The organism is Caldicellulosiruptor morganii, assembly GCF_026810225.1.
In the GTDB taxonomy this organism is placed as follows: domain Bacteria; phylum Bacillota; class Thermoanaerobacteria; order Caldicellulosiruptorales; family Caldicellulosiruptoraceae; genus Caldicellulosiruptor; species Caldicellulosiruptor morganii.
The window spans coordinates 288,697-306,882 of the sequence record NZ_CP113865.1; the positions used below are offsets into that span (position 1 = coordinate 288,697).

The window sequence follows — 18,186 nt, forward strand, 5'->3', positions numbered from 1 at the left end:
TAACATGGAGGATGGACTTTATGCAGGTGACAGATGTAAGGATTAGAAAGATTACCAATGAGGGGAGAATGAAGGCGATTGTATCTGTGACATTTGATAATTGTTTTGTTGTGCATGACATTAAGGTTATTGAAGGGCAAAATGGGTTGTTTATTGCAATGCCAAGCAGAAAAACACCTGAGGGAGAATTTAAAGACATTGCGCACCCAATTAATCAGGAAACACGTGATATGGTACAAAAGGCGGTAATCGAAAAATATGAAGCTGTGATTTCAGCTGGAGAATAGATTATCATAAGGTGAATGGAAAGAAAAAGAAAAGGTTTCTACCCGTTTTTGATAAGCATAAATGAAAGGTAGAAACCTTTTTTATTTTACATAGGAAGTGTGATTATATTAATGCCTGGCACAAGATTTGTTATTATCCTTTTTTTCTGCCCGTTTTGAGGGAGGATAAAAGTAAAACCTCTTATGTCAAAAGTGTTTTTGTTATCAACAAGTAATGTTGATTTATCAATTGGAGAAATTATGACATTTTTGAGGGCAAGCTCATAGTCAATAAATTGCTTTACAGTTGGCACCCACAGAAGTTTTTTGGAAGAAAAATAAGCAACAAGCCTCAAACTATAGTCAAATTGAGGAGAAATATATACATTTTTATTTTTTGTTATAAAGAACTTATTTTTTTGCATGGGATGAGCAAAGTAGTCATGGATAATACAAACCCCGTTTTCATAAACAAATTTTTCAAGCTCGGACTTTGTCAGCATTGTAAGTAAATTTCTATATCTGACAGAATTCCACTGGTACAGAGAATCCCCTTCTCCGAAGTTGTAGTTTTTGAAAAAGATTTGAGGATGTTTGTTTGTCTGGCTGGGCTCAAGCATGTTAAGATGGCTGAGTTTCATATCAAGGTATGACCAGCAGTATTTATAGCCGTGCTTTAAAAACAGGTCGAATGTGTAATTTTTACTTGTCTTAATAGCACCTTCACTTTTCAAATCTCCACAGCGGGTGCCATCCGAAATGCTGTGGTCTATCCAGTCATCAAGTTTCAAATATGATGTAGCCTCAAGGGCTTTTTGAATAAGCTCGGGTGTGTTTTCTTTTGCAACAGGTGATGCAGTGTGCAGGACAACTTCCATTCCTTTTTTAGCAATAGATTCTATTAAACTTTTGTATTCAGGGTTGTCAAAGCCAGGTATTCCTTTTGTGGATTTGTAAAAAAATCCCCATGTTACTGGAATATTGTACCCAGCAAATCCTTTTTTCATGTATGAACTGTCTTTTGTATCTGTTGTTCCAAACATAACCGCTTTTATAATGGAAATCATATTTGAATCAGAATGATTTGAGAACACCAAAATACCTTTTCTGCCATCGGGTGCGCGTGACTTTATAGCATAAACAAAGTCGGATGGAAAGATAGAGTAAGCAAAGGACTTTTCAAAGCCTTTTCTAAAAAGCTGTGTTGTTGTCCATATATGTTCTTTATTTTTTCCAATGAGGAAATATTTGATATCTTCAGAATTTGAAAAAAACAGGTATACATCTGCTTTGTTTTTGAGATTGTATGTTTCGATAGAATCATAATTGCTGGCATAGCCAATTGAACAGCTTTCAAGTTTGAGATAAAAATCGGAAAGAGAATCTGTTACATATACAGGGTTTGTAAATTTAGAAAGTGAATAATCACGTTTTAAGATAAAAAGTGGCTTTGATTCAAACACAACCAGCGAATATTCCTTGAAAACCTGGTGGTCTATTTTTGCCTTTAAGGTCTCCTCAATATTTATAACATCCTCTGAAGAGGATAAGAATATTTTCCTGGTCACCTTTTGATAGTCATTTTCAAACTCCTGCTCTATCAGGTTGTTGTACTTTTCAACACGCCTGAGCAGGAATGTATACCTTGATGGTTTGATAAAACTTGCCCTGAAGTTTCTGAACTGTGCAGTTTGAATGCCGGTGTCGGTCTGTGAAATTTCGAAAGTTATATATTTTGCATCAACTGGCAAAGAAAAGGATGTCTTAAATGTTCCCCAGCCGGGCGAAAGCTTTATTTTTTCTGCCAGAGATAGTACTTTTGCTTTGCTTTGATTTAAAATTGATATTTCAAGATTGATATTTTCTTCTTTGCGATTTGAAGTTTTATAGTCCACTTTATAATCAAACTGCAAAGTGGCAGATTGATATTCGTCTTTTAAAGAAATATATGGTGAGGTAATTTTATAAAACACATTGATGGTATGAAAGTCAAGCTTTAAAATCCTGTTTTTTCCCTCTGTCAGGAACATAATATCAGAAGGTTCGCTTTTTTCAAACCTCCACGGTATGGTTTGATTTTCTATAAAGGGTATATCTTTCGTAAAACTTTCTTCTTTTTTAGGTGTGGAGGTATCAAAAAACTCCGGGGGTAGAATCCTGGCAACAAGCTGATTTCCTCTTGATATTTCAACTTCATTTCCTCTTGCTTCAATTTTGAAATGTGTCTTTTCAAGCTGTGTTTGCATACCTGCTGAGTATGCTGGCTTTGAAAAAAGTGCTGCCGCAATTACAACAAGCAAAAATTTTGCAAGCTTTCTCATCTTTTCTGAAGGTAGCTCCTTTCTTTTTTACGAAGTAGTTTCTGGATTATTATATGTGATATGTTGACAAAATTCAATTAAAAATCTTATTTGTTTTGTTTAATCAATTTGAGAATGTCAGATACAAACACAAATTTTATATTTTCACTTTGAGCATCTTTCAATGCTTCTTTAAACGCCTCAATGGTTGTAAGTCCACCTTCCTGACCCAAATGTCCTATTCCCACTGCAAAGCCTTTTTTCTTTGCAAGGTTGAAAAGAAGTTTAAAGCAGCAGTTTTTGGACCTCTTCTTCATCCATTCCTGCATCTTCAAATATTAAAGCTACATAGGCGGGGGTGAGGATGAGGTTTCAATTGTTTGTGGTTTTGGATTGTAGAATATATAAACAAGAGCAAGAACAATAAGACAGAATACAGCAAGCAAAGGGGAAAAAAGCTGGCTCAGCTTTGCTTTTTTGATAACAATAAGAATATGTCTTTTTATTTTCATGATTTTTCAAAAGATGTTGATCTTCTGATAATAAATTATTCATTTGAACACATTAATATACCGGAGCATTTTATTTTAAATTTTCAAAGAACTCTTCGAACTGCCGGGTTGATTCAATGGAATAATTTTTGTTGTATCTCACTTTGTTGTATTCCATAACCAGCTTTTCAATGATACTGCCGTTTGCAAATTCACCTTTTTTGATTATCATGCACATTTCAGAAGGAGTGAGTGTTGGTTTTAAGTTGTAGTTTTTCCTGAAATAGAAGTACTCCATTGCAACTTTAAAAATCATTCTTAGGCGCAGATTCAGATCAGGGATGTTTCTTATGTTTATCTTTCCAATTTTTTTCTTTTGCAGCCTGGTTTTTGGCGTGCGTTTTGCAAATATAAAGGTTTTGACATCGGTGTAATTTTGACCTCTTTCTACCATTTTGATGTTTGAAGTGGCTTTTCCCAGAAGAATAAGAAGATTTCTTATAAAATCACCGATTATATTTTTCAAAAGTCCGAGTGCTTTGTAAATCAAAAATCCAAGAATTCCAATTGTCAGAAGATGCCCGATTATGTCAAGTATTTGAGAAAGCAAGCTCTTTTTTGTACTCTTCATATTCCTGAGAAATTCAGAAAGACCATCCGCCGCATTTGATTCGGGCTTGGTTGGGGCAAGCAGTAGACTCAAAAATTCTATTATCTTCTTTATTATCGCAAAGATAAATCTTATTATCCTGAGAATGAAATCAACAATATATGGAGTGATTCCTTTGAACCTGAAAAGTAGAAGCAAAATTACAATAAACCCTATGCTCAAGAACATGTTTATAAAACTTATGCTTGTTGAAATGCTATTTGTCCTTCTGTATTTGCGGCTCAGTATATTTTCTAAATTTACCCTGTTAGAGAGATACACGCTTGTTATGAGAAAAATTATTGAATAGGTAGTGTATTGTTTTATAATATTATCTGGGACATTCATAAATTTTGAGAGTGCTCCAACAATTATGATTGTCCAGAGACCTGCTAAAATTGCTCCAAAGGAGATGCTGACTTCTTCCTTTTCGTAAATCAGATATGAGTGAATGTAAAGCCCCATGCAGAATATTTGACCTATGAGCATTTCAAAAATACCATAGGGTTTTAGCACAATCAAAGCATAGCCCTGGGGAATTATTATTATAAAGAGGATATTTAAAGCTTTCTCCCAGAGTCCTGTACTTCTTTTTTTGATAAGGTATGGAATTAACAAAAATAGAATGTTCATTACCAGGAATGATATAAATATATCAGATGGTATTCTGACCATAACAAGTGAAGAAAACATCATAAAAACCGGGAAAATAAGGCTTGTTATAGCAAAAAGATAGATATATTTTGTTATAAACTGGTTTGCATTTTCCAATTCAGTTCACTCCATATTTTTTACTGCTATAAATAATAGTATCACTAAAGACAGACCGAATAAACATGTTTTTTGACCTGCCCTCTGACAAAAAAATTCGAAAAAATTTGTTAAAAATTGATAAAGAAAAAGGGTGAAAAGTTGATGTATATATATAATGTAATGAGGAAACTGATAGATTATGTGAGTGCTATGGAAGACATTCCCATAGCAGCCGCGGTAATCAAAGATGGTGAGATAGTTAGTATACAAAAAAATGACAGTAAAAATGCCATATTCCATGCAGAGCTTCTTGCAATACTTGATGCCACATCCAAGCTTTCCACAAAGGACTTGAGAGGTTGCGAGATGGTTGTGACAAAAGAGCCCTGTCCAATGTGCATGGGTGCGATAGTTCTGAGCAAGATTAGCAGGCTTTATTTTGGAGCAAGGGACTTTAAGATGGGTGCTGCTGAGTCCTGCTTTAATCTTTCACATAATCCAAATCTGAATCATAAAGTGGAAGTAATAGGAGGAATATGTGAAGATGAGTGCAAAAGCCTTCTGAAAAGCTTTTTTGAAAAAAGAAGAGAGAAGGAGTAAGTTTCGATAGTGAAATGTGTGAAATTTTAGAGTTTTAAGGGTATATATTTAGTAGAAGAGATTTTCAGAGGATTGTACAAAGGTTTTTAAAAGGTGTGCAAAAGCAAATTGAAAGTTTGTTAGTGAAAAGCAGGAGCACATATTATCAAGAAAAAGAAAGGTTGCGAGGCAGAAATGGAGAATAAGTTCTTACAGCTTGTATTTTCTAGTGATCTTCAACTTATTAAAACAATTGAAAAGGAGATTCTTTCATTTTTGATAGCAGAGGCAGACTTGACTTCGGATGAGCTTCTGGAATTTAAACTTATTATAAACGAGCTTTTGATAAATGCTGTTGTCCATGGCAACAGGGAAGATAGGTCAAAAAGTGTGAGAGTAAAGGTAGGAATTGTTGACAAAAAGCTCAGTTACATTGTTGTTGAGGATGAAGGAGAAGGATTTAATTTAGAAAATATATTCAGAGAATATACACCTTATGTGGAAGACAATAGGGTGGAAAATTTGTATGAATTTGGACGCGGGCTGATGATTGTCTCCTCTCTCTGTGAAAGGGTAAAACAAAATCAGAAGGGCAATAAAATTGTTGCTTTGAGGAAGTTGAAAAAAGAGCATGTTATATGTGAAAATGCAAAATAAAAAAGTAATTGAGAAAAGATTGTTGGGGGACCGGGTTAAACAGGTCCCCTGTTTATTTGAAAATTTTTAAAGGAAGTTATGAAGAATTTTGTGTATTTATTTTGAATTTGATATTGCAATTCCTCAAAAAATTGAGTAGAATAATAGTAAGTTGACACACGAATCCACATAAAAGAATAGGTGATGAAAGATATGCTCTCTGCAACAAGAAGGCAGAAAATAAAAGAAATCTTGATGGAAAAAAAGAGTGTAACTGTCACAGAACTGTGTAATATATTCAACGTATCAGACGAGACTATTCGACGTGATCTTAAAAAGCTTGAACAGGAAGGGATAATCGAGAAGAATTACGGGGGAGCAATTCTAAAAGAAGGATTTGCAGTTGTTCCACCTATTTCTCAGAGGGCAAGAGAGTTTATACAGGAGAAAGAAAAGATAGCAAAAGAAGCGATAAAGAGAATTAAAGAAGGTATGATAATAATCTTAGACACGGGTACAACTACCCAGCAAATAGCAAGAAATTTAAAAACAGCTCAAAATATAACTGTAATTACCAATGGCGTGAACATTATCAATGAACTTGTATCAAACAGCAATATTAATCTTTTCCTGGTTGGCGGCAAAGTTAAAAATTCTAATTTTTCAACAGTTGGGCCGGAGGCGCAAAAGAGTTTTATGCAATTCAGTGCTGATATAGCATTCATTGGGACAAGTGGAATTTCGCTCGAAAAAGGGCTTACTACCTCTGACATATTTGAAGCAGAGGTTAAAAGAGCAATGATTGAAAGCAGTAAAGAGGTAGTAGTTGTTGCAGACAGCAGTAAGTTTTTAAAAAATGCCATGGTCTCGTTCTGCAGTTTGAACAGGGTTACAGAGATTATAACCTCGGGCGTGATTGACAGTGAACTTGCTGAAAAGTTTAGACAAAAAGGTGTGAAACTTACTATTGTATAAACATTTGAGTTTTTCTGAAAGGAGTAAAACAAATTCCATGGATAAAATTCTCACAATTGATATTGGGACAACAGCGTGCAAGGTGATAGTTTTTGATTTGCAGGGTAATATTTTAGCAAAGTCAAACAGAGAATATCCCACGTACACGCCACAGATTGAATGGGCTGAACAGGTGTGGAATGACTTGTGGGGCGAGTGCGTTGCTGATACAGAGTTGTGGACACAGCCAGAAAAATTTCGTATCGCCTGGGTTATGTGGAAGGGAAGGATAAATTTACAAAAGGAGAGGAGTAGAAAATGGAGAAAGAGCAAGTTTTGCAAAGGATTCACGAGAACGGGCTTGTTGTTGTAGTAAGAGCAGAGTCAAAGGACAAAGCACTCAGAATCACAGAGGCGTGTATAAAGGGTGGTGCTTCTGCAATTGAGATAACATTTACTGTTCCGGATGCAGACAGCATTATAAAAACCCTTACCTCAACCTATAGCGAGGATGAAATACTCATCGGTGCAGGGACAGTTCTGGATGCTGAGACAGCAAGGATTGCAATACTTGCCGGTGCCAAGTTTGTTGTGAGTCCCTATCTGAATGCAGATATGGTGAAACTTTGCAACAGATACAGAATAGCATCCATGCCCGGGGCTATGACCATTAAAGAGGTGGTTGAAGCATTGGAGTGCGGAGCAGACGTGGTGAAGATTTTCCCCGGTGAGCTTTTTGGACCCAAAATAATAAAGGCATACAGAGGACCAATACCGCAGGCAAGACTTATGCCAACCGGTGGAGTTGACCTTGATAATGTTGAGGAATGGATTAAAGCAGGGGCTTTTGCAGTTGGTGTTGGTGGAAATATAACAAAGTATGCGGCAAACGACCAGTACGATAAAGTACAGGAAGTTTGCAAACAGTTTGTTGAGAAAATAAACAGGGCAAAGGGGAAGGTATAGGATATGTTTGATGTGGTGGCATTTGGCGAGATAATGTTGAGACTATCTCCACCCGGGTATCAGCGAATTGTCCAGGCATCATCTTTTGATATAAATTTTGGCGGTGCTGAAGCAAATGTGGTTGTTGCCCTCTCCGGGTTGGGTGCAAAAACAGCATATGTTACTCTGCTTCCCCCAAATTCACTTGGCGACGCCACTGTGAATTATCTGAGGAAATTTGGTGTTGACACAGGTGCTATTGTGAGAAAGGGTAAAAGGCTCGGGATATACTTTCTTGAAAAAGGAGTTGGGCAAAGACCATCTTCTGTTGTATATGACAGGGCAGGTTCTGCAATAAATGAAGTTCAGACAGGGGATATAGATTGGGAGAGGATTTTATCCGGTACCAGGATATTCTTCTCAACAGGTATTACAGCGGCACTGTCTGGAAATGTCCTAAATGAGCTAAAGATTGCTTTCAAGCTCGCAAAACAAATGGGTGTGAAGGTTGCATTTGACATAAACTTCCGTTCAAAGCTTTGGAGCTATGACAAGGCGCATGAGGTAATCTCGCAGCTTATGCCATATGTTGATATATTGATTACAAATGAAGAGCATGTGAGAAGAGTGCTGAAGATTGAAGTTGAGCAAGAGTACTTTGAAGGGATTGACCTGAAAGAAGAAGGGCAAAAACTGTTGTTCAAAAGGTTAGAAGATGCATTCCCCGATTTGAAAAGGATAGTTCTGGCAGCAAGAAGGAGTATATCCTCTTCTAAAAACATATTCTTTGCTTATACAAAAGACACAGGTGGCAACATAGTCTTTTCTTCAAAGCGTGAGATAGAGATTATTGACAGGGTAGGAGGAGGAGATGCTTTCACTGCAGGTGTGCTTTATGGAATTCTGAATGACTTTTCTGAAAAGGAAATGCTTGAGCTATCAACGTACATGTGTGCATTGAAGCATACCATTGAAGGTGATGCTGCCTTTGTCACACTTGAAGAGGTAAAACAGGCGCTGTTGCAGGATGGACACGGCTTGATGAAAAGATAGAATTCTTTATTTTCAGGCTGTTTAAGATTCCAATTGATAAATGAAGAAAAACAGGGAGCTGCCGATCATCATTTTCGACAGCTCCCATTTTTTTTAAGACTGTTAATCTTCCGGTGGTTTGTACTTACCTGCAACAAGGTCTTCCAGATCTTTTAATACCTTTTGAACCTGTTCTTTTGCAATTACAAAATCAGACTTTCCATTTCGAACAACCATGTAAAAATCGTCGTTGTATGGTATATATTCCACTGTGTCAACTTTTTTATTGACAAGGTAGAACTTCATTGTGACTTCGGGTGTGCCTGCGGGGTTTTTGTCGTTTTCACCGTCAATTAGAAGACCAATGATTTCCTGATAGAATTTTTTGAAAGTATCTTCATCAATCTTCCTGCCATCCGCTTTAAAATTGTACTGGTATTCGTCGGATTCTTGTTCACTTGTGGCTTTTTTAATAAGCTTTTTGTCAAGTATAAGTGTGTGCTTCTTTTCTTTTGTAAATATATCAATCTTGTCAACATAATCGATATTTACTATATAGGCAAACTTTTCGATAAGATCAAAAGGCTTTACAGTATTCATGAAATCTATCTTGTAAGTTGACATTGTAAATACAACCTTTGAGTCAGCCATTTTACAGTAAACAGTTGAGTCATCTGCATTGTTGCCAACAAAAAGATGCAGAGTATTTTTATTGTCCTTTACAACAAGCTCTATTCTTGGCGACTGCAGTCCGTACTTGGGATTGTAAACATCATCCCCAACTATATCTTCAGGACTGAAATTTGGAACATTTTCAATGAACTCTGAAAACTTGTCACTTGCAACCCCAACCGGCTGGCTGTATGGTTGAACCAGAGTCAACAGCCTCACATAATACTTTGATTCATTGTCTTTTGAATTTGTCTCATCAACCTTTTTGATTTCAATTGTTGGCTGACCTTTCCTCACAAGCTTTACATACATAATATTTTGAGTGTCAATCTCGGGGATCTTAACGCTCAAAAGCTTCTGAGGTTTTATTGTAAAGTTTTCTGCATGATTTACCCACACAACATAAACCTTGGGATCACCTTTTTTCATCAGGTAATAAGCAGAGGATACTGGGGTTTCTGCCCCAAGATAGAATGTAACCTTTTTGCCGTCGCTGAGTGTTGCCTCCACAATGGATTTCGGGTTGTCAAGACCATATTTTTTGAGGTCTTTTGGGTTGCTATCAGCAATCTTTTCAGCTGACATCTGGGCACACGAAAATGCAATGTCATCAATTTTATCCTGGTCAAAATAAAGAGGGTTGTTTATTCCATTTACAATCCACTTGTCTTTGATCTTTTCAAGTACAAGGTGGATGCCATCGTGCTTAATATCTATCTTTGTAATCTTATTTCTATCAAAATTTGTTATGGTGACAGAGGCTGAAGAGGACTTTTTTTCTTCAGCCTCCTGTTTTTTCTTGTTCACATAGCTTACATAAAAGTATGCGCCAATTACAATAGCCAGAATCAAAAGTGCTGACACAATTGAAAAAAGTCTGTTTTTCTTTTTTCTCATAGATGTCTCCTCCTCAGCCATACAGTTAAGCCCAGTACCAGAATAACAATCGGTATTCCGACCACGGTTATTGCTGCCCAGACCATAGCCTGTGTTGCACTAATGTTGAGTCTGAAGGTTGTAAGATCCTTTGGTTGAATTTGCAGGGTATCTTTTTTATCCTGTAACCAGTTGAGAGCATTTACTACAAAGTTCAAATTCCCCGGAACATTTTTTGAAAATTGACTGTTCAGGAAAATGGCACTACCAACTATCACAATCTTTGCATCTCTTGGTCTGAGCTTGGCATTGAGTGCATCTGCCTTGTCAGTAATTGCAACAGCCAAAGTAAATGGGCCACTTTCATCGCCTTTTTCTTTAGAAAGCGAGGTTGAGTTTAAGTCCTTTCTGAGCCACGAATTTGATGTTGTTGTAAGAAGTTTTTCGATTGTGATTGTTCTTTTTTTAAACTTTGTCTCAACAATTGGCTGTGCACTTGGTATGAGCATGTACATGTTGTTGAGATCAATTGGGTTTACAATGTCGTGTGGTTCAAGTTTTGGCAGTATCCATACAGGGCTTCCTGCATTGTAGTTGTTATCTCCTTCCATGACAATTCCATGTTCGAGTCTAACACCTAAGCTCTCAAACAGGCTGTTGAAGTTTTTAAGCTCTTCTTTGAGTAAGTCCATCAAAAACATTGCACGCCCGCCACTGTTTATATAGTCTTTTAATTTTTTAAGCTCAATGTCCGAGATGTCCGTCTTTGGAGAGATTACTATCACAGCTGTTGCATCCTGAGGTACACTCTTTTCAGTAAGAAGATTCAAATCTCTTATCTCATAGTTTGCAGCCTCAATCTCGCTTGAGATACCAAGCCCGACAAGCGTGTCCTCTCCGTGCCCCTTTAGCTGGTACAGAACAGGGCTTTTGTCAGATGTAACATACAAAATTGCAGGTGTCAGTTTTTGCTCTATTGTAAGTCCGGTTACATTTGATTGACCCGTCTGCTCATTGTATGAATAGTCAACCATGTCATATCTGTTTATTACTCTAAACTTGTTACCACTTTCAACAATGAGCGAACCTTCGTCAATCCCTGTACCGCTTGTGTCATACTTTTTAACAAACCCTGGATTTTTATATGGGTCTATGTATTTGATTTTCACATGTGAGGATTTTTCAGCATATTTTTGAATGAATTCAGAAATTACAGGGTTTTCATTGCCAGTCGGGAAAAGGGCGTAGATTGTCACATCCTTTTTCAGATTTTTCAAAAGGTCAACTGTTGGTTTTGAGAGTGAGTAGAGTCTATTGTGTGTAAGGTCAAGCTTTGCTGGAATTTGACCGACAAGCAGGTTTAGAACTATTAAAATAGCCACCACAGAAGCAGTGAGCATAGCGGCGTATCCGCCATACTTAAACTTTCTTGTCTTAAATGAGCTTTTAATACTCTTTAAATCAAACTTCACCATTTCTTCCCCCTTTTTTAGCTCCATCTTCTTTTCTCAAGTACTCTTATTGTGAGGAATATAAACACAAATATAAAAGACAGATAGTAAACTATGGATGATAAATCCAGAAGACCGTTTGTAAATTTCTGGTATCTACTTAAAAGTGAAAACCATTTGAAAAATCTGACTATAGCGTTGTCGTAGAAATCTGGTTTTAAAATGTACACAGCAATAAATGCTCCTGCTCCTATCACTGCTGAGAATACGCTAATGATTATATTTCTTATGGTAAGGTAAATCCAAGCACTAACAAGTCCAACAAGAATAAGAACAAATACAAATCCTGCAACTCTATCTGTTGGAAGAGCACTTTCCAGCCAGTCTATAACCCATGTCAGAAGCAGGGCAGAAAATGTCACAACAGCTGCAATGAACTGATTGTCTGTCAGTGATGATATAAAAAGACCTATCGAGATAAATGAACAACCCAGCAGGAAAAATCCTATATATGCACCGAGGGTTTCTGCCACGGGAATATCACCGTAAAAAGAAAGTATTACAGGGTACAGTATGGTAACAGCAATGGTGATGACAAAAACACCAACAGCAGCCAAATACTTGCCAAGCACAATCTCGGTAAGTTTCAGTGGTGATGTTAAAAGGAGCTGGTCTGTCTTTGTTCTTGCCTCTTCGCTCAAAAGTCTCATTGTAAGCACTGGTACAACAACCAGAAATATAAATGTTATATTGCCAAGCACTGATGTATAGTTCGGGCTTGCCGGAAAAAGGTTTGACACAGCAAAGAAGAATCCTGAAATCAAAAGGAAAAATCCCATGAAAATATATCCTGTTGGTGTTGAAAAGTATATCTTTAATTCTTTTTTCAAGACTGCACTCATACAGCTTCAGCCTCCTTTTCTTCGGTTGTGAGCTGCAGGAATATCTCCTCAAGTGTGAGGTCCACTGCTCTCATCATCAAAATAGGAAGTTTTGCCTCACTCAGCGCATAGAATATATCTGCTCTTATATCCATGTCGTTTTCTGACTCCACAATAACCTCAACAGTATTTGGTTCTTTTGGTCCGATGAACTCTACATATTTTACGCCCGGCACCTTTTCAAGTATCCCATAAACTTTTTGCCTTTGCCCGAGAATTCTTAGCTGAACTTTGCTTCCGTGAACAAGTCTTTTGGACAAATTTTCTGGAGTGTCGCTTGCAACTATCCTTCCCTTGTTGATTATCAGAACTCTTTCGCAAACAGCACTTACCTCTGGCAGAATATGTGAACTCAGGATTATTGTATGTTCACTGCGAAGGTTTTTGATAACTGTCCTTATTTCAATTATCTGTTTCGGGTCAAGACCAATTGTCGGCTCATCCAGAATCAAAACAGGTGGGTTTCCAATCAAAGCCTGGGCAAGTCCAACTCTCTGCTTATAACCTTTGGAAAGATTTTTTATAAGCCTGTTTCTCACATGGGCAATGCCAACCATTTCCATTATCCTGTCCATGCTTCTTTTCTTCTCTTTTCTGTCCACCTTTTTGATATCGCTCACAAAATCAAGGTATTCCTGAACAGTCATATCAAGATAAAGCGGGGGATTTTCTGGCAGATACCCAATTCTTCTTTTAACTTCTTCGGGCTCTTCTAAGATGTCAAATCCATCAACATAGGCTGTTCCTTCTGTGGGTGATAAATAACCGGTTATGATGTTCATTGTGGTGGATTTCCCGGCACCGTTTGGTCCCAGAAAACCAACTATTTCCCCCTTTTGTACTTCAAATGAGATGTCGTGAATTGCATAGTGCTGTCCATATTTTTTTGTTAAGTGTTCAACCTTTATCAAAAAATATCCCTCCTCAGATTGACAAGTATATGAGTGTACAGTTTTAATTATAGTATAAACTATAACATAATGTGTGAACAATTTGTTAAGTCATTTTTTACTTGTATTTTTTTGTTTAAAAAAGCTCTCTGCAAATCCCAGAGAGCCTTTTTTGCTCTAAAGCTTCTTATGTACTTTTAAATTTTTGCACCTTTTAAAAATGCAATGTCCTGCATGTTTTTACCGCATACAGATTCAATTACTGTCAGATCCTTTTCAAGCTTTGCTATTTTTTGAGTATTCTCTTCGGCTTGTTTAAATAAAGCATCATGGTCTTTGCTGTTGTTTGCAATTACAGAGTTAAGTAAACCCTCCATCCTTGCAAGCTGATGGGTAAAATTATCATGTTCAGCTTTGTTTACCTGTGAAAGATGCTCTAATGCTTTTAGGATTTGGGTATTTTCTGAAACTTGAAGCTCTAACCTCTCAACCCTCTTTTCGAGACTATCAACTCTCTTTTCAAGTCTGTCAATCTTTTGGTCTACCGTTTCAACCTTTTTTAAGATAAGCTCTAAGATTTCTCTATCACTCATCTTTATCTCCTCACAAAAGTTAAAATACAACTCTTAGCTATAATTATAACTTACCTGATTGAAAAAATCTATTTACAAAAAATTAAAGAAAAACATACCCCAGGAAAATCAAGTATAAAACTCCGCCAAACAAAAGTGCAACCGGGTTTACAGATTTTTTGATTTTAACCCATAAAAGGTTCAAAAGAGCAGATACAAATGCCAGGATAGCAGAAACCATTGTTATACCTTTTAAATCCCAGGGTGTAAATATTATTCCAAAGACAACCGGGACAGATGACTGAAATACCATTGCACCCGTGATATTTCCAAGCGCAAGTGTGTCTTTTTTCTTTCCTATCCATATAACAGAATTTAGCTTCTCAGGAAGTTCTGTTGCAATAGGTGTTATGATAATTGAAAGTATCAGTGCAGGAACACCAATAATAGTTGCTACTTTCTGGACATAGTCGACAAACAGGTGGGCACCATAAATTATTAGAAGCAGTGAAAGAAGAAGCTGAGCCAGTATCCAGAAAAGATTATTAGGAAGTTTTAAGAACTTTGCAAAATAAAGCTCTTCTAATTCTTCTCCTTCGGTCTCTTCACTTTCGTCTGCAAGAGTCTTTTTGACATATATTATATAGGCTACAAACAAAATGATTGCTATTATTACTCTTATAGCCCTGTGATTGTGTATAAAAGTTGTCAAAACGGCAATACCATAGACAATGAGAAAATAGGTAAGGTCGCGTTCAAATACGCTCAGGTCGACGTTCATCTTCAAAGTTCTTTTCTTCAAAAGAGTATAGATTATTGTGGCAAGTCCGGTTATGAAAAATGCCAGTGTTCCGAGCATAAAAGGGGCACCGGCAATTGCACCAATGCCAACCTGATGAGAACTTTCCCCTCTGGCAAAAAGGATTGCAATGATGGGTATTATTGTTTCAGGCAAAGCAGTTCCAACAGCTGCCAGGATACTTCCCACCGCACCTTGACCCAAGTTCATTCTTTTGCCAAACCATTCAACTGCATTGGTAAAGAAAGTGCAACCAAAAAGTATTATAAATAAAGAAAAAATTAGCTTTATTACATATGTTACTGCCACCTTGGTCATCCCTTTCTGTATGTTGTTGCTTCAAGTCAATACTTTAATAAGAATACTACTTTGACACAAAAAGTGTCAAGTGAAGGCAAATTCTTAATCTTATCAAAAATTTATTCCCTATGAAAATGGCGTGTAAAGTATTTTACTACTTCCACAATAGGAATTATAGAAAGTGACGCTAAAATTATGATTGTCCACTGCTCAAAATTTAAAGATGTCAGCTTGAATAACTCTCTAAGCGGTGGAACTATTAGCACTACAACCTGAAGCAAGAACGAAGCTATAAAAGCAAGGTTTAGGTATATGTTAGAAAACACTCCCATTTTAAATAGCGAGTTGATGTTTGAACGCACATTGTATGCATGAGTTAGCTGTATAAGGCTCAATACCATGAAAGTCATAGTGATGGCAGTTTTGTGGTCATATAACTTGTTTCCAATAAAGAAGACAAATAATGTTATAAAACCTTTTAAAAAGCCCTGATACAGGATTGAAAAGCCAAGGCCACCAGCAAATATATTTTCTGAAGTTTTCTTTGGTTTTCTCTTCATTACGTCACTTTCTGCTTTTTCCATGCCAAGTGCCAAAGCTGGGAAAGTGTCAGTCACAAGGTTTACCCAGAGAATGTGAATTGGATACAATACTACCCAGTTTAAAAGTGTTGCAAAGAACAGTGTTGCAACTTCTCCGATATTTGATGAAAGCAAAAATTGAATGGTTTTTCGTATATTGTCATAAATCTTTCTTCCTTCTTCAACAGCAGCAACAATTGTTGCAAAGTTATCATCTGCTAAGATAACATCAGATACATTCTTTGTTACATCTGTTCCTGTTATTCCCATGCCAATTCCAATATCAGCTGCCTTCAGGGCAGGTGCATCGTTTACTCCATCACCTGTCATAGCAACTATTTTACCATGACTTTTCCATGCCTTAACAATTCTTAATTTGTGCTCTGGAGACACTCTTGCGTAAACTTTTACCTCTTTTACTTTTTCCTTTAGTTGCTGGTCATCTAATTTTTCAATTTCACTGCCTGTCAAAACCTGTGAAAGTTCTTCTTTGCTTGTATCAATTATCTTTAATTCTTTTGCAATTGCTACAGCTGTGTCTTTATGGTCTCCTGTTATCATCACAGGTGTGATACCTGCCTGGTAACATACCTCAACTGCATTGTAGGCTTCTGGGCGTGGTGGGTCTATCATTCCAACAAGTCCTATGAAGATGAGATTGTCTTCAATAGCGTTTTTGTCCTCTAACTCATTTTTATTGATTTCTTTATATGCAAAAGCTAAAACTCTAAGTGCATTGGAGGACATTTCTTTGTTTGACTGCAAGATTTTGTTGTGCATATTTTCGTCAAGAGGTAGTATTTCATCATTTACCATTATGAATTTACATTTATTGATTATTACATCCACAGCTCCCTTGGAAAGCACAAAAAGTCTTTCGTCATTTCTTATCTCATGCACAGTTGTCATCATTTTCCTGACAGAATCAAAAGGTATTTCATAAACTCGCTTTAGCAATTTCTCAATTGCATTTTTGTTAAAGCCTTTTTCAAAAGCAAATTTTACCAGAGCAATTTCAGTAGGGTCGCCAATAAAGTGAGGATGTTTATTAATCAAATCCATTTTCACATCGTTACAAAGTGTCATTATGTGAAGTAAAGTCTTTGTTGTATTATCTTCATGTTCAAAGTTCTCAACCAGATTATTATTGCAATAAATTTTTACAACATTCATCTTATTTTGAGTTAATGTCCCGGTTTTGTCAGAACAGATAACTTCTACCCTTCCTAAGGTTTCAATTGAAGATAATCTTCTTATGATAGCATTTCGTTTTGCCATTTTTTGAACGCCAATTGCAAGGACAATTGTCACAACAGCAGGAAGTCCTTCAGGAATTGCAGCAACAGCTAAAGACACAGCTGTTAAAAACATTTCAAACGTTTCTCTACCATAAAGAAGTCCGGTTACAAAAACAATAAAGGCAATTGCCAGTATTCCAAATGTGAGATATTTTCCAATTTCTTCTAACTTTTCATGCAAAGGAGTTTTGGTATCAATTGTGGACTGGATATTTACAAAGTTTGCAATTTTGCCTATCTCTGTTCTCATTCCTGTTGCAACAACCACACCTTTTCCTCGACCATACGTTACAGTTGTTCCCATGAAAGCCATATTAGTCCTTTCTGCAAGAGGAGTTGACTCATCAAGAACACTATTTGCCTCTTTTTCAACAGGGACAGATTCGCCAGTTAAAGCTGACTCATCAACCTTGAGATTTGTGCTTTCAATAAGTCTTAAATCTGCAGGGACGATATCCCCCGCTTCAATCTCAATTATATCTCCAACTACTATTTCGTCAGTTCTGATTTGCATCAAATGTCCGTCTCTGTAGACTTTTGCATATGGCATATTAAGTTTTTTGAGCGCATCTATTGCTTTTTCAGCTTTCAGCTCTTGCGCGACTCCAAAGACTGCGTTGATGAGTAAAACTGCTACAATGATTACAGCGTCTGCCGCCTCGCCAAGAAGGATTGATATAATTGCAGCAGCAATGAGTACAAATACCATCACGTTTTTGAACTGTTCCAAGAAAAGAAGAAATATTGACTTCTTTTTTCCTTCTTCGATTACATTCTTTCCATACACTTTAAGCCTTTGTTCAGCTTCTTCAGTAGAAAGCCCATTTAAATTGGTTTTAAGATTTTCCAAAATTGTTTCTGTATTCTTTGAGTGAAAATTAAAAATGTTTTGGTTCAAGTTTGAATTCCCCCTCCTCGTGAGTATTTTATTGGAGTCTTTAGTTTTTAGAAGCTCCCCATCAGAAACTATTTTGGTTTTAAAAATATCTTTTTAGAAGACAAATAAAAAAGACTTTTAACATGTGATGTAAATTATCACATGTTAAAAGTCTCGCACACCCTTTTTTTGGGCCCCTATCCCCAGAAAAAGACCTTTATGAAAGTCTTTCCCGAGATTGTTGAGGACAGGGCTTTATGGTGCTACTCCCTTTTAACATAAAGGAAATAGCAATATTTAGTTTCACATTGTATTCTACCCCAT

Annotated in this window: 18 protein-coding genes; 7 read left to right on the forward strand and 11 right to left on the reverse strand. The window is 36.7% G+C overall.

Going from position 1 to position 18,186, the window contains the following annotated elements:
- Positions 1–20 precede the first annotated feature (20 nt).
- Positions 21–287, forward strand: coding sequence for a septation regulator SpoVG (gene spoVG, locus OTK00_RS01370; protein ID WP_045168399.1), 267 nt, complete (start codon positions 21–23; stop codon positions 285–287).
- Between the two features lie 86 nt (positions 288–373).
- Here the strand turns inward: spoVG and OTK00_RS01375 are convergent, their stop codons facing one another.
- The 4 genes from OTK00_RS01375 to OTK00_RS01390 all read right to left on the reverse strand — a co-directional run bounded on the left by OTK00_RS01375 (position 374) and on the right by OTK00_RS01390 (position 4,477).
- Positions 374–2,587 carry a hypothetical protein gene (locus OTK00_RS01375; RefSeq protein ID WP_045168398.1) on the reverse strand — a complete coding sequence of 738 codons (2,214 nt, stop codon included), beginning with the start codon at positions 2,585–2,587 and terminating at the stop codon, positions 374–376.
- An 86-nt stretch (positions 2,588–2,673) separates the two neighbouring features.
- Positions 2,674–2,883 (reverse strand): divergent polysaccharide deacetylase family protein, encoded by a 210-nt coding sequence (locus OTK00_RS01380; RefSeq protein ID WP_045168397.1) that lies wholly within the window; start codon positions 2,881–2,883, stop codon positions 2,674–2,676.
- Between the two features lie 27 nt (positions 2,884–2,910).
- Positions 2,911–3,078, reverse strand: coding sequence for a hypothetical protein (locus OTK00_RS01385; RefSeq protein WP_268760811.1), 168 nt, complete (start codon positions 3,076–3,078; stop codon positions 2,911–2,913).
- Positions 3,079–3,148: 70 nt separating this feature from the next.
- Entirely contained in the window at positions 3,149–4,477 is a 1,329-nt protein-coding gene (locus OTK00_RS01390) for a hypothetical protein (protein ID WP_045168396.1), read from the reverse strand.
- A 144-nt stretch (positions 4,478–4,621) separates the two neighbouring features.
- Here OTK00_RS01390 and OTK00_RS01395 point away from each other — a divergent pair, with 144 nt between their 5' ends.
- The 6 genes from OTK00_RS01395 (at position 4,622) to OTK00_RS01420 (ending at position 8,626) form a co-directional block, all read left to right on the forward strand.
- On the forward strand, positions 4,622–5,059 hold the full coding sequence (locus OTK00_RS01395) for a nucleoside deaminase (RefSeq protein ID WP_045168395.1): 438 nt from the start codon (positions 4,622–4,624) through the stop codon (positions 5,057–5,059).
- Positions 5,060–5,233: 174 nt separating this feature from the next.
- Positions 5,234–5,695 carry an ATP-binding protein gene (locus tag OTK00_RS01400; RefSeq protein WP_045168394.1) on the forward strand — a complete coding sequence of 154 codons (462 nt, stop codon included), beginning with the start codon at positions 5,234–5,236 and terminating at the stop codon, positions 5,693–5,695.
- Positions 5,696–5,887: 192 nt separating this feature from the next.
- Positions 5,888–6,649 (forward strand): DeoR/GlpR family DNA-binding transcription regulator, encoded by a 762-nt coding sequence (locus OTK00_RS01405; RefSeq protein WP_045168393.1) that lies wholly within the window; start codon positions 5,888–5,890, stop codon positions 6,647–6,649.
- Positions 6,650–6,686: 37 nt separating this feature from the next.
- On the forward strand, positions 6,687–7,001 hold the full coding sequence (locus OTK00_RS12135) for an FGGY family carbohydrate kinase (protein WP_241765410.1): 315 nt from the start codon (positions 6,687–6,689) through the stop codon (positions 6,999–7,001).
- Positions 6,947–7,594 (forward strand): bifunctional 2-keto-4-hydroxyglutarate aldolase/2-keto-3-deoxy-6-phosphogluconate aldolase, encoded by a 648-nt coding sequence (locus tag OTK00_RS01415; protein WP_045168391.1) that lies wholly within the window; start codon positions 6,947–6,949, stop codon positions 7,592–7,594. Before OTK00_RS12135 ends, OTK00_RS01415 begins: the two co-directional genes overlap by 55 nt.
- 3 nt (positions 7,595–7,597) lie before the next feature.
- Positions 7,598–8,626, forward strand: coding sequence for a sugar kinase (locus OTK00_RS01420; RefSeq protein ID WP_045168390.1), 1,029 nt, complete (start codon positions 7,598–7,600; stop codon positions 8,624–8,626).
- A gap of 102 nt (positions 8,627–8,728) precedes the next feature.
- Here the strand turns inward: OTK00_RS01420 and OTK00_RS01425 are convergent, their stop codons facing one another.
- The 7 genes from OTK00_RS01425 to OTK00_RS01455 form a co-directional block, all read right to left on the reverse strand.
- Positions 8,729–10,174, reverse strand: a complete 1,446-nt coding sequence (locus tag OTK00_RS01425; protein ID WP_045168389.1) for a DUF4340 domain-containing protein — start codon at positions 10,172–10,174, stop codon at positions 8,729–8,731.
- Complete coding sequence (locus OTK00_RS01430) at positions 10,171–11,628, reverse strand: GldG family protein (RefSeq protein ID WP_045170017.1); 1,458 nt, start codon at positions 11,626–11,628, stop codon at positions 10,171–10,173. The genes OTK00_RS01425 and OTK00_RS01430 overlap by 4 nt, the downstream gene beginning before the upstream one ends.
- Before the next feature lie 14 nt (positions 11,629–11,642).
- Positions 11,643–12,506, reverse strand: coding sequence for an ABC transporter permease (locus tag OTK00_RS01435; RefSeq protein WP_045168388.1), 864 nt, complete (start codon positions 12,504–12,506; stop codon positions 11,643–11,645).
- The gene (locus OTK00_RS01440) at positions 12,503–13,456 is read right to left on the reverse strand and encodes an ABC transporter ATP-binding protein (RefSeq protein ID WP_045168387.1); all 954 of its coding nucleotides are present in this window, start codon (positions 13,454–13,456) and stop codon (positions 12,503–12,505) included. The genes OTK00_RS01435 and OTK00_RS01440 overlap by 4 nt, the downstream gene beginning before the upstream one ends.
- Before the next feature lie 176 nt (positions 13,457–13,632).
- Positions 13,633–14,028: a nucleopolyhedrovirus P10 family protein gene (locus OTK00_RS01445; RefSeq protein ID WP_045168386.1), complete on the reverse strand. Its 396-nt coding sequence runs from the start codon at positions 14,026–14,028 to the stop codon at positions 13,633–13,635.
- 82 nt (positions 14,029–14,110) lie between these two features.
- Entirely contained in the window at positions 14,111–15,124 is a 1,014-nt protein-coding gene (locus tag OTK00_RS01450) for a sodium:calcium antiporter (RefSeq protein WP_045168385.1), read from the reverse strand.
- A gap of 101 nt (positions 15,125–15,225) precedes the next feature.
- Positions 15,226–17,883 carry a calcium-translocating P-type ATPase, SERCA-type gene (locus tag OTK00_RS01455; RefSeq protein WP_045168384.1) on the reverse strand — a complete coding sequence of 886 codons (2,658 nt, stop codon included), beginning with the start codon at positions 17,881–17,883 and terminating at the stop codon, positions 15,226–15,228.
- Positions 17,884–18,186 lie beyond the last annotated feature (303 nt).